Source organism: Chloroflexota bacterium, assembly GCA_009840355.1.
Taxonomy (GTDB): Bacteria; Chloroflexota; Dehalococcoidia; order Lucifugimonadales; family JADFKI01; genus Bin90.
The window spans coordinates 1-20,785 of sequence record VXNZ01000019.1 but is presented as its reverse complement, the minus strand read 5'-3'; the positions used below and the strand labels follow the sequence as shown (position 1 = coordinate 20,785).

The 20,785-nt window shown below is 59.6% G+C and carries 13 protein-coding genes; 5 read left to right on the top strand and 8 right to left on the bottom strand.

What is annotated here, in order from left to right; all coding sequences use genetic code 11:
* Positions 1 to 33: 33 nt before the first annotated feature.
* The 5 genes from F4X57_04705 to F4X57_04685 form a co-directional block, all read right to left on the bottom strand.
* Entirely contained in the window at positions 34 to 10,299 is a 10,266-nt protein-coding gene (locus F4X57_04705; GenBank protein MYC06461.1) for an SDR family NAD(P)-dependent oxidoreductase, read from the bottom strand.
* 172 nt (positions 10,300 to 10,471) lie between these two features.
* Positions 10,472 to 10,666 (bottom strand): hypothetical protein, encoded by a 195-nt coding sequence (locus F4X57_04700; protein MYC06460.1) that lies wholly within the window; start codon positions 10,664 to 10,666, stop codon positions 10,472 to 10,474.
* A gap of 525 nt (positions 10,667 to 11,191) precedes the next feature.
* Positions 11,192 to 12,100, bottom strand: a complete 909-nt coding sequence (locus tag F4X57_04695; GenBank protein MYC06459.1) for an RluA family pseudouridine synthase — start codon at positions 12,098 to 12,100, stop codon at positions 11,192 to 11,194.
* Positions 12,097 to 12,678, bottom strand: coding sequence for a signal peptidase II (lspA, locus tag F4X57_04690; protein ID MYC06458.1), 582 nt, complete (start codon positions 12,676 to 12,678; stop codon positions 12,097 to 12,099). The genes F4X57_04695 and lspA overlap by 4 nt, the downstream gene beginning before the upstream one ends.
* A gap of 197 nt (positions 12,679 to 12,875) precedes the next feature.
* Positions 12,876 to 14,339: an MATE family efflux transporter gene (locus F4X57_04685; protein ID MYC06457.1), complete on the bottom strand. Its 1,464-nt coding sequence runs from the start codon at positions 14,337 to 14,339 to the stop codon at positions 12,876 to 12,878.
* 210 nt (positions 14,340 to 14,549) lie between these two features.
* Between F4X57_04685 and F4X57_04680 the strand changes: the two genes are divergently transcribed.
* Both F4X57_04680 and F4X57_04675 read left to right on the top strand, forming a co-directional pair.
* Positions 14,550 to 14,966, top strand: coding sequence for a ribbon-helix-helix protein, CopG family (locus tag F4X57_04680; GenBank protein MYC06456.1), 417 nt, complete (start codon positions 14,550 to 14,552; stop codon positions 14,964 to 14,966).
* Positions 14,967 to 15,882: 916 nt separating this feature from the next.
* Positions 15,883 to 16,116 carry a hypothetical protein gene (locus F4X57_04675; protein ID MYC06455.1) on the top strand — a complete coding sequence of 78 codons (234 nt, stop codon included), beginning with the start codon at positions 15,883 to 15,885 and terminating at the stop codon, positions 16,114 to 16,116.
* 42 nt (positions 16,117 to 16,158) lie between these two features.
* Here the strand turns inward: F4X57_04675 and F4X57_04670 are convergent, their stop codons facing one another.
* Positions 16,159 to 16,461 (bottom strand): hypothetical protein, encoded by a 303-nt coding sequence (locus tag F4X57_04670; protein ID MYC06454.1) that lies wholly within the window; start codon positions 16,459 to 16,461, stop codon positions 16,159 to 16,161.
* A gap of 65 nt (positions 16,462 to 16,526) precedes the next feature.
* Here F4X57_04670 and F4X57_04665 point away from each other — a divergent pair, with 65 nt between their 5' ends.
* Positions 16,527 to 17,198 carry a methyltransferase domain-containing protein gene (locus F4X57_04665; GenBank protein ID MYC06453.1) on the top strand — a complete coding sequence of 224 codons (672 nt, stop codon included), beginning with the start codon at positions 16,527 to 16,529 and terminating at the stop codon, positions 17,196 to 17,198.
* Positions 17,199 to 17,204: 6 nt separating this feature from the next.
* Here F4X57_04665 and F4X57_04660 read toward each other — a convergent pair whose 3' ends face one another.
* Positions 17,205 to 18,080, bottom strand: coding sequence for an aldo/keto reductase (locus F4X57_04660; protein MYC06452.1), 876 nt, complete (start codon positions 18,078 to 18,080; stop codon positions 17,205 to 17,207).
* A 238-nt stretch (positions 18,081 to 18,318) separates the two neighbouring features.
* Here F4X57_04660 and F4X57_04655 point away from each other — a divergent pair, with 238 nt between their 5' ends.
* Complete coding sequence (locus tag F4X57_04655; GenBank protein MYC06451.1) at positions 18,319 to 19,140, top strand: Fpg/Nei family DNA glycosylase; 822 nt, start codon at positions 18,319 to 18,321, stop codon at positions 19,138 to 19,140.
* Positions 19,141 to 19,173: 33 nt separating this feature from the next.
* Here F4X57_04655 and F4X57_04650 read toward each other — a convergent pair whose 3' ends face one another.
* Positions 19,174 to 20,385, bottom strand: coding sequence for an alkaline phosphatase family protein (locus F4X57_04650; GenBank protein ID MYC06450.1), 1,212 nt, complete (start codon positions 20,383 to 20,385; stop codon positions 19,174 to 19,176).
* Positions 20,386 to 20,632: 247 nt separating this feature from the next.
* On the opposite strand from F4X57_04650, the gene F4X57_04645 reads away from it, so the two are divergent.
* A partial coding sequence (locus F4X57_04645) for a transcriptional repressor (GenBank protein ID MYC06449.1) occupies positions 20,633 to 20,785 on the top strand: 153 nt, incomplete at its 3' end.

The window sequence follows — 20,785 nt, the reverse complement described above, 5'->3', positions numbered from 1 at the left end:
TTGTCCATACATTAGGCACAAATATTAATGGCCCTATATCCAATGGTGCCTACGCTGGAACGGATATGTCGGCAAAGAGACCCGACGGCGGGACTCACCAGCAAACAACCCTGAGAATGAAATATCCAATCCCGACTCGTACGCCGCCGCCGCCGCTCTCACAAATGCATCATCGAATTCCAGCGACTGTCCATCTGCGGATGTCCTCGCAGCAGTGGAAATCATAGTCGGCACTCCGGCAGACTCAGGCCAGTAGCCGCTAATCGTCCGTCCCTGAATCGGCTCATGTCCGACTTCCAGCACTAGGTTCACCCCTAGTTCCGCGAGCGTGGAGGCACAGACGTCAAGCGCGGCGGACTCACGTGCCTGCCTGCGCCAGTATTCCCAGTCAGGCAGCACGCTGGAATCGATCACCTGTCCCGTAACCCCGCTGATCATTGTCAGCGAAGGAGACGCGACCGAAATGTCGTTGAAAGCCACCTCCAGTCCCATCAAGGACTGGTTCGGGTCAACCCCGGGCAGCACCGCCATCAGCGTGCTGCGAGCGAGAGTGAACCGCAGGCCGTCTTCCAGGCTGAACACGCCCGCCGCCTGTGCCGCGGCGATTTCGCCTGTGCCATGACCCAGAACCGAATTCGGACGAATTCCGATGCTTGCCCAGAGGGCGGTAAGCGCGCATTCCAGCGAGTAGAGCGCAGGCTGCGCCCACGCCGCGTCGCTCAAGTCGCCCGCGCCTCCTGGACTGCCGAACATCACGTCGAGCAGCGAACTGCCCCGCTCGGCACGCACAACGGCATCGCATCTGTCCAGCACAGCGCGCACGACCGGTTCGCTGTCGTAAAGCGCCCTGCCCATGCCAACCCACTGGCTGCCGTCGCCTGCGTACAGGAAGGCAACCCTCGCCACAGGCTGCGGTTCAGCGCCGTCGGATGCGCCGTTCGTTTCGACGATTCCGGCAAGGCCTTCCCTCATTGACTCGGCGTCGCTGAAAACCACCCCCGCGCGATAGTCGAAGTGGCTGCGTCCTACGCTCGCCATCCATGCCGCATCCGCAAGGGATTGCGGTGTCAGTGCTGCCGGTGTCGAACCGTTGTCGTGCTCGTCAAGCCAGGACATGTACTGTCCGGCCAGGTCCCGCAGAGCGCCGTCCGACTTGCCGGACAATGGCAGGAAGCGTGCGACGCGCTCTTCCAGTCCGTCCATAGATACGGGCCTGTCCGCCACCTGCTCAGGAAGGGAGACCGGCACCTGCTTTTCAGAACCCACGAAAGACTGCGCTCCGTGCTCTGATGTTCCGTTGGCTGTCGAGTTGCCGTAGCCCTCCAGCACAACATGTGCATTCGTGCCCGAAATGCCGAACGCGCTCACAGCTGCGCGCGGCGGTCTATCGGCGTGTCTGGGCCAGTCGGTCTGCTCGGAAGTTATCCGCACGGGCATCGAAGCCCACTCTATCTGCGGATTCGGGTTATCGAAGTGCAGATGCTTGGGAATGACGCCCTGCTTCATGGCGAGCACAGTCTTGATAACGCCTGCGACTCCCGCCGCAGCTTCCAGATGTCCGATGTTGGACTTCACCGTCCCCATCAGCAGAGGTCGTTCCGCTTCACGGTCCTTGCCGTACACCGAGCCTATGGCATGCGCTTCAATTGCATCGCCCAGCTGCGAGCCTGTGGCATGCGCTTCGAGATAGTCAACATCGGCTCCTGAGAAGCCCGCCTGTGCAAGAGCGGCTTCCATGACGCGCTCCTGCGCCTGGCCGTTGGGAACGGTCAATCCCGCGCTCACTCCGTTCTGGTTGACGGCGGAGCCTCTGATGACGCCCCATATCCGGTCTCCGTCCGCCTCCGCATCGCTCAGACGCTTCAGCACTATCACGCCGCACCCTTCGCCGCGCACGTAGCCGTCTGCGGACGCATCGAAGGGGCTGCACTGCCCGCTCTTGGATAGAATGCCCAACTCCGTCATGAAGTCCGAGACGGAAGGCGAGAGCACGACATGGACGCCTCCGGCAAGGGCAAGATCGACTTCCCCGCGCTGCAAGCCGGATACGGCCTGATGCACTGCTGCAAGCGCCGAAGCGCACGCCATATCGATTGCCATCGCGGGGCCTTCCAGACCAAGAGCGAATGCTATCCGCCCTGCCGCTACGCTCGCGTTTGTCCCAAGGTAATTTCCTGACTTGCCGCTGCTTTCTATCACATCGCGGTATTCGCTGCCGCCGATTCCGGCGTACACCCCGGTCTGGCTGCCTCGCAGTCCGTCAGGATCGATGCCCGCATCTTCAAGCGCCTCCCAGCTCGTTTCAAGCATCATCCGCTGCTGCGGGTCCATCATGCGAGCTTCCATCGGAGATATGCGAAAGAAGCGTGAGTCAAACCACTCGATGTCCTCAATGAATGCACCGCGCATATCAGGCGCAATCCCATTGCCCTGACGTCCGTCAGTAACCGCGTCAGTGCCGGATTCCAATAGCTGCCAATACTCTGACAGGTTCTTCGATTGCGGGAAGCGGCATGCCATACCAACGATCGCGATTCCGTCTTCGTCGTTGCTGGTCTGCTGAGGCTCTTCTGGAACTGCTGGCTCAGGTGCCGGCGGAGAATCGCCAAGTTGACCGAGTTCTTCGGCGAGATGACCCGCAAGGCTGGCAATGTCCGGGTAGTCGAAGACTACAGTATTGGATGCGGTGTACTCGCCGGCAAATGCGCGGTTCAGCCGATTCCGAAACTCCACTGCCATGAGTGAGTCCATGCCGAGGTCGAAGAACCCGACCGTCGGGGACGGTGCCGTTGACAGCCTCAACACTGCCTGCAACTCCTGCTGCAAGAAAGACACTAGCAGTTCTTCCTGCTCGCCCACGGGCGCAATCGTTACCCGCAATTGGGTCAGCAGGTCTTCCGACGATGCCGGGTCGGTTGCATCATCGGCCAGTGAGGACAGCATGTCCTCCAGCAACGCGGGACGGTCCTCGACCGCTTCCTCGAATACCGACCAGTCCATTGACATCACCACGGATGCAGTGGTGTCCTCACGCACCAGCCTTTCCAGTGCCCTGATACCCTGTTGTGGCGTAAACCAGCGTCCGCCGAGTGCGGCACGCCGTTCCTCAATCCGTTCCCGCTGCTCCGCGGCTTCGCCAATCTCTGACCACGCTCCCCACGCAATCGCCTGCCCCGGCAGGCCCAGCGCGCGCCGATGTCCGGCGAGCTGGTCTAGGAACGCATTGGCGGCGGCGTGGTTCGCCTGACCCGGATTGCCCATAACGCCGACCCTGCTTGAGAACAGGATGAACATATCCAGGTCGCGGTCCATTGTCGCGCGGTGCAGGTGCCACGCCCCCACAATCTTCGGGGATAGCACCTGCTCGAACCTTTCCCAGCTCTGATTTGTGAGCGCGGCGTCCGACAGCACGCCAACGCTGTGAATCACGCCGCCCAGTGGTGAATAGTTCGCGTCCATGCGCTCCAGCATCGCATCTATCGCCGCCGTGTCAGTCATGTCAGCCAGTTCGACCTCGACTTTGATGCCGCGGCCACGCAAAGCTTCGATGGCTACCTGCGCCTCCGGATCAGCGTCTCGGCGGCCGTTCAACACTATCGTGCCGGCACCGTGGTCTGCCAGCCATTCGGCAACCGCGATTCCTATGCCACCCAGACCGCCTGTGACGAGGTATGTGCGATCCTGCCGCACCTGTCCGTTCGTGATCGAGGGCGGGGTCAGCACAATCTTGCCGATGTGCCGCGCAGAGCGCATGAATGACAGGGCAGCGCCTGCCTCGGCGAGCGGCCACCTGCTGTGGATAATCGGCTTCAGTTTGCCCGTCGAAATGCCCGCCATAACTTCGCGCAGCACTTCCCCGACCCACTCCGGTTCGGTCTTTTTCAGTACATCCAGTTCGAGGATGTCGTACTTCACATCCGGACGCAGCTCTGCCATTTCTTCGTGGGTGAGGATGTCGCGTCTCGCAAGCTCCACGAATCGCCCGCCCTCAGCGAGGCAGGCCAGGCTGGCGTCGATGAATCCTTCACTCGTCAGGCTGTTAAGCACCACGTGGATACCCTCGCCGCCCGTGTCAGCAAGTATCTCCTCACCGAACTTGGTCTGTCTGCTGTCGTATATATGCTCGACGCTCAGTGAGCGCAAATATGCCTGCTTGGGTGCGCTCGCGGTAGCGAACACCTCAGCGCCCGCGGCCTGCGCCAGCTGAATTGCTGCCAGCCCCACGCCTCCCGATCCTGCGTGAATGAGCACGCGGTCGCCGGGTTCAAGACCGGAGTAATGGTATGAGAGCGCCGCCGACACGAACGCGCTGGGGATCGTGGCAAGGCTCGACACGGATATGCCGTCCAGCGCGGGCGCAACCAGTTCCGAGTGCGTGACCATTTCAGGCGCGAAAGCGCCAAAGCCCAGCCCAACTACGCGGTCGCCGATGGATACATTTGTCACATCCGAGCCAATATCGAGGACATAACCGCACAGCTCTCTACCTAGGTCTCCGTCTTCAATGAAGCCCAGCGAGCGGAACACGTCCCAGAAGTTCAGTCCTGTGGCTTCGACCGATACCAGAACTTCTCTCGGTTCCAGTGTGCGGATGGGAAGCGCCTTGATTTCCGGCTTGTCGAACACGCCATCCCGGTGCGGCGCAAGCACCCATTCCGAGTTCTCCGGCAGTGTCAGGCGCTCCGATGTGGTGTCCGGACGTACAAGGCGAGCAGCCATCCGGCGACCCAAGCGATACGCAATATGGTTCTCATGGTCCGGGTACATCAGGTCGTTCACGAGGCCTGATAGCGAATTGGCCACTATGGGATCGAGGTCTATCATTCGTGGTTGCAAATGGGGCGCTTCAAGCGTAACGACTTTTCCCAGCCCCCATAGCGTCGCGCCCGCCAACTCGCCCGTAAGCTCACGCTCCAGAACCTGCGCGCCACGCGTTATGAACCAGACGCCATTTTCCGGTATCACGTCAGAGTCAGACAGTCCTTGCACCATCGCAAGCGCCCTGGCGCCGACACGCTTCACATCCTCCGCGATCTCGCCAGTTGTAGCCTGCGCTCCATGACCTTGAAGGGCTTCCAGATACACCACGCCCTTGAACGGCGCGTCTTCGGGCAGTCCCTCAATCAGAGATTGCCACGACTCGCGGGCCTCGCCGCTGTCGCCAAGCACGACCGTTTGGTTCCGCGCTGCCATTGCCTCTACGAGTTCTTCAGCGAACCCGCCCTTGTCGCCCGCAAGAACCCACACGCCCGGCTGCTCCGTTACCTGAGCGGGCCCCTGCGCTACTATCACGCCCTTGTCCAGCATTTCGTGCGTGAACGAATCGTCAACGCCAAGTACCTCGACCTCCACAAATCCCACATCCCCTAGCGCCTGACGCCAGATTGCGGGAGTAGCTAGAGCGTGGTGCGGGCGGTAATCGTCAGCAAACCGCCACCAGCCGTCAAGCTGACCGAATGTGAGGTCCATCCAGCCCAGCCCGCGCAGGTTCTCCAGAGCGACCAGTTGACCGGACGGCGAGAGCAGGTCGCGGCAGTGCCCCAGCGTCTCCTGTAGATAGCGTGTCGCGTGCAACACATTCGAGGCGAGCACTATGTCGTATCCGTGCGCGTCGAAGCCCTGCGCGATTGGGTCTTTCTCGATGTCCAGAGTGCGGTACTCGATGCAGCCGTCCCCATCACCGAACCTTGCCTCAGCCTCCGCGAAGAAGCCTGCCGAGATGTCCGTGTACACGTAGTCGAACCGACCTTCCGGTAGTTCCGGCAGCACAGAAGCGGTCGCCGAACCCGTGCCGGCGCCAATCTCTACAATCCGCAATCTTCTGTCTTCAGGAAGTCGGGCGATAAGTTCACGCATTGCCTCCGCGAGCATGCGGTTCGCCGCGCGTGCGACCGGTGCTTTCAAGTACAGGTCTGCCGCCGTCGGTTCGCCGCTGCTGAACAGCAGTGTCAGCGGGTCTTCCTGACCACGAAGCACGTCCGCCAGCGCCGCGCCGGATCGCCTGAAAAGCCCTGTCTCGGTCAGGCCATGCGGATACTTCTCGACCATCTGCTTGTCGAACTCTTCTGGACTTTCCGTAAGTCCGGCCGGAAGCGGCTCGCCCTCGCCAACCAGCACCAGAAAGCCCTCATCCCTCTGCTCAAGCACCTCGGACTGGGCAAGCATTTCCAGCATCCTCAGAAAGAGGCGGTTGTGCTCAGGGTTGACATTCAGTTCTTCTCGCAGCTCATTGTGCTTGAATATATCGCCCGGTGTGCGCCGCCAACCGAGCTTCTCCAGCGTTCGGAGCGCGTAAGAACGCGACCACCACTCCATGTCCGCGAGCAGCTCGTTCCTGCCCTGCGGATCGACTCCTGCGCCGGTGAGATATTCGGGGAATAGTTCCGAACTATCAGCGACAACAGACGGTCGCGGGAAGAAATCGGCGGACATAAGCCCGGATTCAAGAGGGCGGTCTCGCCAGTCAATCTCGTAGAGTAGGTCGTCAACGCCCTCGAACGCCGAAAGCAGAGCGGCGCGCGTGGCGCGCTTCACCGTGTAGCCTGTAAATCCGCCGATGAGAACACCGCTCAGATCGTAAATCCGCATCTCCCCGCTCAGGACTTCAGGCTGCTCCTCCGATTCGGGGTCCGATGCCACGGATGACTCGCTCATGATTACGTGGCAGAGCAACTTGTCCGGCATCTGCCTCGTCAGCCAGAATCTTTCCCAGCCGAACGGCAGATATGTCGCCTCACCCGGCGCGCCCGTCATATTCCGCGCCACACCGACGACCTGGAAGCAGCCGTCCATCACCAGCGGATGCACATCAAGGTCGTTGCGCCCCGCCGCTTCCGGCAGAATCACTTCGCCCAGCGCCTCACCCGGCGCGGACCAGACATTCCCCAGCGTGCGGAAGAACGGCCCCAGGTTGATTCCCGTGTCAGCCTTTGCGCGGTAGTAGTCTGGCACATCCGCAGGCGAAAGCCGGGCCTTCAGCGCATCGAGGTCAACTCGCCCTCCGGCTTCCGGCGCCTGTGCCCCTGACGACACACGCCCTTCAATGTGCAGAATCCATTCGTTTTCAGCGCCCTTGCTGAATATCTGGACGCTGCTTGACGCGACCTGCTCGGAATCATCCAGTACGACCTGAACAGTCCTGCCCGGTTCATTCGAGCCGTCATCCGAATCACTCTCGGCGAAGACAAGCGGATTGTGCAGCTGAAAGTCTTCGACGACAATCGGGCCGCTTCCTTCGGCGAGCGTCGCAGAAGTCGCCATTGCCCCGTACAGCGCGCCCGGCGCTACCAGCCGCCCGAATACGCGGTGGTCGTTCAGCCATGCCGGGTCTGACGGGAACACTTCCGTCTCATACATAATCTCGCCACGAGCCGACTCGTGCCGCTCGCCCAGCAGCGGATGCCCCGCGCTCTGACGGCGCTGCCTTGTCTGCTCCGCCCAATAGCGTTCGCGCTGGAACGGGTAGCTCGGCAGCGAGATCCGGCGACGCTTCTCTCCCGCAAACAGCCCCTCGAAGGATATGTCCAGTCCCGCTTCGTATGCTGCGGCGACCGCGTCTATGAAACTGCTCTCCGGCTCCGGGGATGAACCGTCCCTCAGAGGTCGGCGCAGGCTGGCTAACGCCGGCGGCGGACCGGATGCGTCTTCGGATGGCCATGCAAGAGTCGCCATCGTGCCGAGAATGTCGTGCGGCCCAATCTCCACCACAACATCAACACCCTCTGCCGCCATTGCCCTTACGCCGCTGGCGAATGCAACTGCTTCACGGGCATGTCGCTTCCAGTATTCTACGTCCAGCGCCATGCCCGGCTCTACTGCACGCCCCGTCAGGTTGCTGACAACAGTCAGCGTGGGAGACTTAATTTCCAGACCGCTCAGCGCGTCTTCCAGTCCCCTCAGGATCGGATTGACCAGGGCGCTGTGGAACGCCTTGCTCGTGTTCAATCGCCGAGCGCGAATTTCAAGCGTCTCGAATCGCTCGACGATGGCTGCGATGTCCTCAACGGGCCCGCTGACCACCTGATGCGCACCGTTGTCTGCTGCAACGCTCAATCCAACGCCGTCAGACGCTGCGTTGTGCGCTTCAACCTCCGCCGCCACCTGCTCGGGCGGCGCGAATATGGCAGCCATAGTGCCGTATTCCATCTGCGACATCAGCGCGCCGCGCGCGGCGGCAAACCTCATTCCGTCTTCGAGGCTGAAAACGCCTGCGGCCTGCGCTGCGGCAATTTCGCCAACGCTATGCCCCAGCACCACACTTGGGCGCACGCCCACGCTCGACCAGAGCGCGGTCAGCGCGCACTCCAAAGTATAAAGTGCGGGCTGCTCCCAAGCCGTGTCGCCCAGATTTTCGTTCGCGCCGTTCCGCCCGAACATCACATCCAGCAGCGACACGCCCCTGACCTGCCTGAACACTTCCTCGCAGCGGTCCATCACCGCCCGCGCCACAGGCTCGCTCTCGTAAAGCGCCTGTCCCATCCCGACCCACTGGCTGCCCTGTCCAGTGTAGATGAATGCTACCTTGTTCGCCGTTTGGGGTTCAACGGTCGTGTCGGATTCGGCAAGATCACTCAGACATGCCCGCAGTGACGCAGCGTCTCGGAACACTGCCCCCGCGCGTCGCTCGAAGTGGCTGCGACCTACGCCCGCCGCCCATGACATGTCCGACAGCATCGGACCCGATGCGACGCCGTCGGAAGAGATATGGGCCTGCCGTTCATCGAGCCACGACAGATACCGCCTGGCGAGGTCTCGCAGCGCGCCGTCTGACTTGCCCGAAAGGGGCAGGAAACGTGTCCGGCGCTGCTCAAGCTCACCGTCCGGCGCTCGCAGGTCTGGTACAGATGCGGGCAATGAAACAGCGACCTTCTGCGCCGAGCCTGCAATCAAAATATCCTGTGAAGTCTCCGTCTCGGTGTCGGTGTACTCCTCCATCACAATGTGGGAGTTCGTGCCGGATATCCCAAAGCAGTTCACTCCTGCCACCCTGGGACGGTCGCCCCGGCGCTGCCAGTCAACGTGCTCCGTTGTCACTTTGAGCGGCAGATTGTCCCAGTCAACACGCGGGTTGGGGTCGTTGAAATGCAGCTGCTTCGGTATAATGCGGTGCTTCAATGCCAGCGCCGCCTTGATCAGTCCGGCGATTCCCGCGGCGGATTCAAGGTGCCCGATGTTCGTCTTCACTGAGCCGATAAGGAGCGGGTTGTCAGCCGTGCGTCCATTGCAATAGACCTCAGAAACGGCTTCAAGCTCTATCGGATCGCCAACCGCAGTTCCCGTTCCGTGCGCTTCGAGGAAATCCACATCCGACGGGCTTACGCCTGCGTCCGACAATGCTATTTCCATCACCTGTTTCAGCGCCGGAGGATTCGGTACGGTCAACCCAACGCTGTCCCCGCCGTGGTTGACGGCAGAACCCTTGATGACCGCCCATATTCGGTCGCCGTCGCGCTCAGCGTCGGACAGCCGCTTCAGTACGATGACTCCGCATCCCTCGCCCCGCACATACCCGTCGGCTGAGGCATCGAATGTCTTGCACTGCCCTTCAGGGGACAGCATCATTGCCTCCGCGCGAAGCTCGTAAATGCGGCCGTTCAGAATTGCCTGCACCCCGGCGGCGATGGCTAGGTCGGCTTTCCCCTGCTGAAGGTCCGACACCGCATCATTCACGGCTACGAGCGCAGAAGCGCAGGCGGCGTCCACCGCTTTCGCCGGCCCCATCAGACCCAGCACGAAAGAGACACGCCCTGCCGTGCCGTTAAGATTTGTGCCGCTGAGCGCGTACAGGCTTCCCGCAGCCTCCGTCGGGCGGCTCGTGTCCAGCACCAGCATACGGTACTCGTCGTTGCTGATTCCGGTGTACATGCCGGTGAGACTGTGCTTCAGCTTCAGCGGGTCGATTCCCGCGTCCTCAAGCGCCTCCCAGCTGGTTTCCAGCATCATGCGCTGCTGCGGGTCCAGCAATTCCGCCTCGACAGGCGAGATGCGGAAGAACGCCGCATCGAACATATCAATATCGTCCACGAAGGCGCCGTATCGGCAAGCCTCCAGTTGGACCGATGGGTCTCGGATTACATCTGCCAGCCTTCCAACGCCGGAGCCGGGGACTCCCTCTGTTACGGAGTTTCCGCCTTCTTCCAGTAGCTGCCAGAAGGCATCGAGGTTCTCCGCGCCAGGAAATCGGCACGCCATGCCCACAATCGCTATCGGTTCCCTGTTTCGTAACACGCCCTCTCTTCCGCCGGAAGATTCTGCAACTTTCTGACTTAAGGAGCTTGAGAAGTCATTCGGAGTGGTCATAAGCCCTTTCTTAAACTGAGACTTATCTTAATGCAATCTTGGATACAGAAGTGTAGCACGACATATTTGTTGGGTAAAGCATACATAGATAGCTGCAATCAATAATTCTAGCATCTACTTTGCACGCGAATCGCATTCCCTTAGGGCGCAGAAACAGCCACACGGAAGAACCTCACGTGGTGGCAGTAACCACGCAGAACGCGTGTGGCGGTATCAACGCAGGGTTCTCTTCCGGCGACGGTCCAAGATAGCCTTCCACAGCGGTCCGACCATCTGGAGCGTCCAGTCCGCCATGATCCACACAGTAGTCCAGGGTGCCAAGCACGGGACAGCAGATGTCGGGCTGTGGATTCCGCTGGGTCGCCATTCAAATTAGCGTCAACATCCAGTAGGCAGGCAATTCGACGACCGAACATTTCGCAGGCGTGTCTGACCATATCGTTCATGGCGATTCGCTGCGCTTCCATGATTGGTGGGAACCCATAGGCGGCGCCCTTCAACGAAAACACGGCGTTTCAGCCTGTTGGACGGTGTAGCTTCTACGCATCATTTACGTACATCTAGCAGATTTTTGGGCACATGATTCCGACAAATTATGCCTAGTCTTTGCTGGCACCGCATTTCTTCATTGAGTCGCGGCACCATCACATAGTCGCTCTAAAGCACTTTCCACCAGGGAACGGCAAGCGCATCCGGCGTCATCTAGTCGTCGAGCAACTTATGTCTCCTGATCGTGGACTTCGGTGCCATTCTATGCCGCAGACATGTCCCCCTTCAACCAGCAAGGATTCTCGACAGTCCAATCTAGTCACCCTTCTCCACGAACTTGGTTGCTTATGGTGTCCCATTGCAGGTAATCTCGCGCGTCAATGCAACCCTGCCGTCCGCGCGACTACTGCACCCCATGCATATACTCTTCCAACTCAGCCGACATCGCCGCGCCAAACTCGCGGTAGTCGCCACTGCTCGGATGCTTGAAGCCTAGTGTCGTGGCGTGGAGGAAGTGGCGGTTCAGCGCATTGTCTGCCTTGCCGTAGGTGGCGTCGCCAACCAGGGGGTAGCCTAGCGATGCGAAGTGGACGCGGATTTGGTGCGTGCGGCCAGTGGTGGGGCGGATTTCCACGAGCGAGTGTGAGGGGTAGTGGTGCAGGACGCGGTAGCGTGTGATTGCTTTTCGACCGCCGTCAACGACCGCCATGCGCTGGCGGTTCGCCGGTGAGCGGCCGATTGGCGCGTTGATTATCGCCTCGGAGGGCGTAACGCTGCCGTGCATGAGCGCGATGTACACCTTCGTAAACTCGCGCGCCTTCAGCTGGTCGCTCAGAGAACGGTGCGCGCGGTCGTTCTTCGCTACGACCATCAGCCCAGATGTGTCCTTGTCCAGACGGTGCACGATGCCCGGCCGCACCGTGCCGCCGATGCCCTGCAAGTCCGGGCAGTGCGCCAGTACCGCGTTGACGAGCGTGCCGTCCGGATGCCCCGGCGCAGGATGTACCGTCATGCCCGCCGGCTTGTCCACAACCAGAAGGTCGATGTCCTCATAGACGATTGTGAGCGGAATGTTCTGCGGGCGCAGAGAACTTTCCGCCGGCTGCGGTATCCTGAGCGAAACGGTCTGACCGCGCCTAATCTTCGTCGAAGGCTTGGCGGCGCTGCCGTCTAGCGTAACGCTGCCTCCGGAGATTAGCGCTTGTATTCTTGAGCGCGAAAGGGCAGGGCAGCGGGTGTCGAGAAACCTGTCGAGCCGCTCGCCGTCGGCGTCTGCGACGAATGTCTGCTCGCCGCTCACTTTGTTGTTCATTCGTCGGCGCGGCTGTTGACTTGCTGCGGCGTGGCGTTCTGTGAAGAATCAGATTCGGGGCGGCGATCGAAGAATAGCAGCACTATGATGAGCGTCGCCATGCCGACACAGATAGACGAGTCGGCGATGTTGAATATGGGCCACCAGCCTACATCGATGAAGTCGGTGACTGCACCGAATGCCACGCGGTCGAATAGATTGCCGAACGCACCACCGAGTTGCAGCCCTATGGCGAGGCGCAGTATCGGTCGCGGCATAGCGTACGCTCGGTAGAAATACACGAGAAAGCCGATTGCGATGATGGAGGCGAATATCAGGAACAGTGTCTGATTCGGGAGCAATCCGAACGCCGTACCCGTGTTCGCTCCGTGCGTGATGCGCACGAACCCATCGGAGGGCCAGGATTCGCCGAGCCTGAGTGTCCCCTTGATGGCGAATTTCGTCAGCTGATCAGCGACGAATATGACGACTATCGTTGCCAGCAATATCCAGTCGCGGTACCAGTGCGGCCGCCGCGCGGTGTTTTCGGCGCCCTGCGTGTGCGGATTCGTTTCTTCGAGTGTTGTGCGTTCTTCCATGTTTCTACTGTCTTGTGACTTGACGTGCTTGCGGCTAGTTTCATCTGCCAATGAGAAGGATAGCACACTGCGTTGTTAGCAGGCACGGAATTAGCCCGGAAGGTGGTCTTCAACACAGTCGCATGTGCCGCGTTCACACCATTAATCCAATCAGTCGCCCGATAATTTCTGAATGAATTGCGGTATCCGCAACCCGATCAGACGAGCCCCGTGCGCAACCATGTCCCTCGGAAGTAGTACCAGGTGAACGCTACGAGACGCAGCGCCATGCCGCCTACGATCGCCGCCGGGATTCCGAGATGCCCTAGCGCGCTGAAGTTTGCCAGAATGAAAGTCAGCGGAATCTCGAACGCCCACATCGTCGCGACAGTTATGACCATCGGCGCGAATGTGGAGCCGGATGTGTTGAACGCCTGCGTGAATATCTGCACCGGGCACATGAAGATGTAACCGATGGTGGCGATTACCAGCCACGTCGATGCAATGCCGATGAAGTCGGCGTCCGCATTGAAGAAGCCCGCGACCGGCTCCGGAAATATGAGCATCAGCGCGAGGAACGGCGCCGCCATCATTATGCCGAATATCATGCCCCAACGCACCGCGCTGCGCGCTCGGTCGATGATACCCGCTCCAAGATTCTGCCCGGCGAGCGCGCCTGCCGCCCGTCCCATGCCGCGGGAACTCTGGTTGATCACATTTTCCGCACGGCGCGCCAGTGCAAACGCCGCAAGCGCCACATCGCCGAACTGCGCCGCCACGCCCACGACAACGAGTTGCGACACCCCGCGCTGCATGTTCGTCACCGACGCAGGCACGCCTTGTCGGATGAGCGTCCATATCAGCGGAAAGTCCACGCGGAACTCGCGGAATCGCATACTAATTCGCGCTCTTCCTGAGCGGAGCGCCCAGTATGTCATGCCGACTCCGACCACCTCGGCGGCTAGTCGCGCGAACGCCGCGCCTGCGAGACCCATTGACGGCAGACCGAGCCATCCGAATATCAGTATGGGGCTGAGCACGATGTGAATAACGCGCGAGACCAGCGCCGCCTTGAGCGGTGTGATGCTGTCTCCGGACGCCTGCAACGCGCCACCGAATAGGCGATGGTAGCTGAGGCATGCCATCGCGACTAGCTGCACGCGCATATAGTCGGCGCCTTGCTCCACAGCCGCGTCGCTCATCCCGATGAGGTGCAACAGCGGCTCGGCGAGGAATATGCCTGCCGTAATCATCAGCAGCGCCAGCGCGGATGTGAGAGTGAACGACTGCGCAAGCACATGATTCGCCTGCGCGAATTGGCGTGCCCCCACCGAGCGTGCAATCATGGAGCGCATGCTCGAATCCAAGCCCATGCGCGCCATCATAATGGTGCTGAGATACGCTTGAGACGCGCCAAGTCCGGCGATTGCGTGGAAGCCGAGCCTGCCTGCCCAAACTAAGTCCGCGACCTGATCCACAACCCCGAGAAAGCCTTCTGCGACCTGTGGCCATCCCAAGTACCAGACATGCCCTCGGATGCTGCCCTTCGTCAGGTCGCGACGGGAGAGTGCCGCCTGCCTGCGAGTGCGGGGAGATGCGCCGCCGGATCGCCTCGCTCGTGTCGATGCGGCGGGTGTAGGTGTCTGCCGCGAATCCTGGGGCTGCGAATCGTCTTCCTGCATTGAGTCCTTTCGAGCTTGCTAGTGCGCGCCGCAGGCGTACAGGAGGCGCCGCGACGATGCGGTAAACGATAGGGAATGCGCGGGCGCAAGTCAAATGAGATAGTAAACAGCCGTCAGTTCAAAATCTCCGGCCGTGCGTTGAAATGCCGTATGAGGTAGTCTATAATTACTTGTAATTTAGTTACTAGTAATAGTGAAAGGATACTTGCCGTGAATGAGAAGAGGGATAGTCAGCAGAACGGACAGGACCAAAAGGCGGACAGGCGCAAGATTTCGGACAATGTCGAAGAGATTGTGGACGAAGTGAACAAGACGGTGCGCGGCGCGATTGTGTCGGGCGTGGACGCTGCCGAGAGCATCAGCGAGAACCTGCGCGACACGATACAGGGCATGCGCGGCAACCGCGAAAACGTGGTAATGGTGCGTGTGGACAAGGCAAGCCTCGACCGCCTCGACGAACTGGTAGAGGCTGGCATCATGAACAGCCGCTCCGAGGCGGCGGCGTTTCTGATAGCAGAGGGCATCAAGGCGCGGCAGCCGCTTTTCGACCGCATCGCGGAGAAGATACAACAGATACGGGATGCCAAGGAAGAGCTGCGGCGGATGGTAGACGAGGATGAGACGTAGGATTGCTGAGTCAGAACATCTTTTGCCAATGGTTTTGAAACATACAGAGGTTAACAATGGCAGACGATACGAACCAATTCTACAACGAGTTGAAAGCCCATTTGGAGCAATTTGAACTTCCTGAAAATCGCCCTAAGTTGTCTGTGACCGTAACGGGCATTCCCCTTAACTACTAAGTACCAGCATCCGTCGAAAGGTGCCGCTGACCCGTCTGACATAGCAAGCGAAGCCGCTAAGGTCATAGGTGCTGCTAGTGCTGGAGTTGCTAGTGGAGCAGTGGTAGGCGCAGTCATTGGCAAAGCTATCCTAGGAAGCACACTAGCCCGGATAGGTGTCGCATCTGCCGGAACAGCCATAGGCTTGCCTCTTCTCGCACCGTTTGCCTTAGTAGGTGGCACAGTGGCTACAGTGGGCTATGCAGCATACAAGATTGGCAAAGGCAAACGGGACCAGGAACATGCTAACGAATTAGCTGACCGACTGATGAAGCACATGGGTGAGTTCAACCCAACGGTGTCGTGGCCTGGTATTGAAGTTTATGTATCTGTGCCAGAAGAAGGTCTAGCCGCACTTTGGCAACCTCAGTCTAATAGCTAACCGATGTGCAAGTTTTCAGTTCAGTATTGTCTGTTGCGTGAGGCAGTCGCCACTCTTGAATACGAGAGGCTGGAAAGCCTGCTGAAACATATCATCGGCATCATCAAATTCTGATGATACGGGCTAAAAGACGGCACCGATGCCAGAGGCAGAAATGAATTCGCATTACCCACACAGTTCGGATATTGATATTTGGCAGGCATTTTTCTAAAATCTAGCCATTGACTAAGTAGGGCGGGCACTCGCCGGCATAGCAGCAGGCGAATCCTGATACGAATGATTTGTGCCACGCACTTCAAGCACATTTGGGAGGTAACAGATGGCAGCACCAGTTATGGTAAGTTTCGGATGGACGGGCGAGAACCGCGAGATTAAGGTCGTGCAGCAGGATGACGGCTGGCACACCGAGCATCTCATCGATGGCGCGCCGGACCAGCAGCTCATCCGGCTGTTCGGCACGAACGTCATACCTACGCCCTGGGCCGCTGACGCCGACCGAGATGCGGTCGTAGAAGACCTGTCAGTCCGCAATCCAAACTCTACGGTCAGCTAGGCTGGGCGGACATATTATCGCGAAAGACGGCCGATGTTCTCGCTAATCGCCTGAATAGGGCGGCAGGTCGAGGACATCGGTTAAGGTCGTTATGACTCGTAGTGCGTCGCCGTCGGACAGTGAGAAGAACTTGCGGCGCGACTCCCGGAATGTCATATAGGCGTAGAAGGCGTTCCACGCCCGGAAGGTCTGCTCGGCGTTGCGCGCCTTTCTGAGGGCGGGCAGGTATTGCCCCTCGAAGCGATACAGGATGAGCCCTCGCGCGTCCGGGTCGTCCACGAATTCCAGCGCGCGGTCGGCGACTTCTACCCAATCTTCTTCGCTCAAATCCCACTTACTAGCCATAATCCCCTCGTTCGATCCGTCGTGCCGTCTTTCATTCCAGCCTAGCCGCATGAGGTCAATCGCTCTTGACAATCGGAGATGACCGGAATCTGTACCCGCCTGAGCTGTTCCGGCGGCAAGACGAGTCCGACGACAGCCTTTTCTACGCCGCGCCGCGCCTTGTCGTGCACATCGACTATGAGGCAATCGGCGCGATAAGCCAGTACTTCAGCGAGGCGCTGCCGCAGAACGGCGTCATCCTCGACCTGATGTCCAGCTGGCGCTCGCACATGCCGCCCGATCTGCCGATAGACCGGCTTATAGGCATCGGGCTGAACGCCATCGAACTCGCCGAGAACTCGCAGCTGGACGAGCGCATCGTGCACGACATCAACGCAGACCCCGCGCTGCCGATCGATGACAGCAGTCTTGATGCTGCGGTCGTGACGGTCTCCATTCAGTACATGGTCAAGCCCGTCGAAATCTTCGCGGCGGTGAATCGGGCGCTCAAGCCAGGCGCTTCATTTCATGTAATCTACTCGAACCGCATGTTCCCGACGAAGGCGATTGCCGTCTGGCAGACACTTGACAACCGGCGTCGCGCGCAGCTCATAGCGTCGTACTTCCAGAACTCCGGCGACGACTCCGGCGGTTGGGAAGACATCCGCGCTTACAACATCACGCCGCAGCTGCCGCACTACTCGGACCCGGTGTATGTCGTCGCAGCGACCAAGAGCGGAGGCGCGGCGAACGACTAGCGTCGCCTAATCCGCTGCCAGGATGCCTAGTCCCGGCTCGGGAAGTGGCGGGCGTTGCCCAGTTACGACGGCTTCCTGCTCGTCCGCGCTCAGTGGGCGGTAGCGCTCAGCGGCGTCTAGCGCGCGTGGCAGCAGTTCTACATCGCCAACGCTTGGCGCGGTGTGCATTGGCTGAGACAGCAACCACCAGAGCGCCCCGTCAATCTCTGCCTGCTCACGGTGCGGGTCGTACCAAGTGGCGTGCTCACGGTCGCGGGCGCCCCAGCCGCCGCGCGCAACCATCTTGATTGTCTGGATGCCGACATCTCGTTCGTTCGCCACTTCCAGCAACTCTACGGCAGCCTCGCGGTACTCCGGGTTGCGGTACAGCGTGGCGTTCAGCGGGAACATAACCGTGTCCAAATCGAATCGCCGCAGCGCTTCTAGGTGAACGCGCGGCGCGTCCGGTCCGTGCCCGGTGATGCCGAGCCATGTCGTCAGGCCCCGCTCGCGCAGATCGACCAGCGCTTCAATCGCGCCTCCGCTTGCGGTTGCGGCGTCTAGGTCTGCCATAGTACCGACTGAGTGCAGCTGAAACAGGTCGAACGATTCCACACCGAGTCTGCTCATGCAGCTCTCGATATTCTGCCATGCCAGCTCGCGTGTGCGCTCCCTGGTCTTCGCGCCAAGGAACATCCTGTCGCGCAATTTTGGCATCCAGGGCGCCATGCGCTCCATCGCCTCGCCGTAGGTTGGCGCGATGTCTATGTGGTTGACGCCGTGTTCGAGTATCTGCTCCACCGCGACATCCGCTTCCGCTTGGGTTACGCGTCCAAGTCCCGCGGTGCCGAATGTAACGACTGTGCTTTCGTGTCCAGTTCTGCCTAACCGTCGTCTTTCCATGCTTCCTCCGTTACGATTCTTCCTTGTGCAGATGCAGTTAGTCTGTTTCTCAATTCTAGCACACGCGCGCCTTGAAACTTGGGATACGAAGATGGAAGATTAATTGTGTGGCAGGTTGGCTTGCCGCGTTGAAATTCTGCCGAATAAATGCGGACACGTTGCCCTTATCGTTACCTTCCTCCAGAGAGAGAAGGGACAACTGAAGTTGCCATCTGATGACGCAAGTGGAGTACGAAAAATGCCGGAAGCGCCTGAATTGGAAGTGGTTAAGGATTTTCTTGCCGATAAGCTGGTCGGTGTGTCGGTCGAGTCCGCGACGGTGATGAAGCCGAGTGTACTGCGGTCGTTATGCGGCGATATTTCAGAGGACTTGCCGGGTCGGGCATTCGAGAGCGTGTGCAGACGCGGCAAGTTTATTTTGCTTGGGTTGTCCGGAGGGCGCATGCTGTCCATTAATCCGATGCTGACTGGCGCGCTGCAATACTGCCCGCCGAAACAGCACGTGTACAAGCGCACTTGCTTGCGGTTCGCGCTGTCAGACGGTAAGGATTTGCGCTACATCGATGATAAGCAGATGGGATTGGTTCACTATGTTGGCGAAGAGCAGATTGAAGTGATTCCCCGCCTGCATGAACAGGGGCCGGATGTGCTTGATGATTACACCTTCGAGGAGTTCCAGCAGCGGCTCAAGCACTTCCACGGTGAGATTAAAGGCGTGCTGACGCGAGGACGCGTGATTTCCGGCATCGGCAACGCGTGGGTGGACGAGATACTGTTTGCTGCGCAAATATACCCATTTCGCAAGCGGAAAGCGCTGTCGGAAGACGAACTGCTCCGTCTGTTCGAGCAGTCGCGTAGAGTCGTTGAAACAGCAATACCGCTAGTCCGCGAGCGTATCGGCGATAATGTTCACCTCAAGGCGCGCGAATTCTTGCAGGTGCACAATAGAGGCGGCGAGCCTTGCCCTCGCTGTGGCAACGCTATTAGCCAGATTACCGCGAACAAGCGCATCACGAGCTACTGCCGCCGTTGTCAGCCGGGTATGCTGCTCAGAAATTAGTCTGTTCTATGATGCATACGGCAGTGATACTCGTTAGGCGAGCACTAAAGGAACGCGAATCTCTGCGGGCGTCAGTCCTCCGTGATGCGAGAGCAGCGGAAAACGGCTGTCATCTAGCGTGGCACGATAATCAAGCACGGCGTCGCCTGTGGACAATACTAACGCTTTTCGCATCCGGCGGCGGGTTTCATCGGCCAACGGTGCAGCGCCCAGCAACCCGCATTCCTCGACTTCCTGCGCGGTGAGTACCAGGAAGTCGCCGCCGAATCGCTCGTGGATTGCCGTCCTGAATGCGTCCATGTTGGCGTCCGATACATCGGCGTATATTGCGCGCTGATCGCCGGTGAACGGACCGTCGCACAACTTCAGCAACTCGTCCGATTTCTCGATGACATGCGTTCTGTCTGGCGGCACGTCCAGATGGCCGTGGTCTGCGGTAACGACCAGACGCGCGTTCGATGGCAGTGCGTCCGCCAGCGTTGCCAGCAACCGGTCAACGACACGCGCCGTCTGCATCGTGGTCGCGTGCCAAGTGCCATGTTCATGGGCGGCGCTGTCAACCTGCGGCAAATAGATGTACACGCTGGTCGGGCGGCTGGACTTTCGCACGGCTTGAATGGCCATCTCTATCGCCTGCTGTGGATGATCAGCATCGTATCCATGCTGCTTGATGTAGCCTGTCCAATAATTGGAATATTCGGTGGCAACGATGTGTTCGGGCATAAAGTGCAGCGCGTCTTTGTCGCTCTTACCCATGCGAGACGGCACGGGAAACGCCGTTTCTGCTCTCACGCCCAGCTGTGACAGCGCCTTCTTGTCCGCCGTACGCTGGTAGGCGATAATCGTCGATACGGCGTCAATCTCGCGCAGCCTCTGGAACCAGCCGATGACCGAGTGCGTCGCGGGCCAGTGTCCGGTGGCGAGCGTTGTCAGCACGATAGGCGTCGTGGACGGAAATACCGTGCGCATTTCCGTGGCGATGTGCCGACGAATGAAGGAATCATGGTCGAGCGCCTCGACGAAGTTCATGCCGAATCCGTCCGCGAGCACCATTACGAGATGCTCCGGTTCGCCAATTAGTCCTCTGATCTGCGCGGCTCTTTCGCCCAATGGCGCCGGCACATCCGGCACACCCATAACGCTGTGCAGCGCGTTCGCGAAATCCACGATGCTGATGGCGTCTGAGACGGGATGGAGCAGCGCGCCGGATTCGAGCAGCGCGCGCAGCCGTTGTATATCACTCACAGTATTTCAGCCTTTGCAAGAATCTACCGGGACAGGTTCGGGCTTATGCATGCCCATCTTGACTTGCACGATTCCGATTACTTCCCCATCCTATCCTTCCCCGTCATGAGAGGAGGAAGGGTATCGTAATTCATTGATCTGCCGCATATTCGCCAGTAGCAGTCATAAGCGATTATAGACGACAGGCGCTTATGTTGATACCATCAGGCTGTTGAGACTTTGGATCGGCGAGCGAAGATTCACCGAAATGGAGCGTGCAATGAGTTGTGAACAGGCGACCGCACAGGCATTGAGGGAGTCCGGCCATCGCTTGACGCCGCAGCGCCTTATGATTCTGTCCGTCATACGCCACTCGGAACTCCATGTTACGGCATCCGAGATATACGGGGAGGTGAAGACG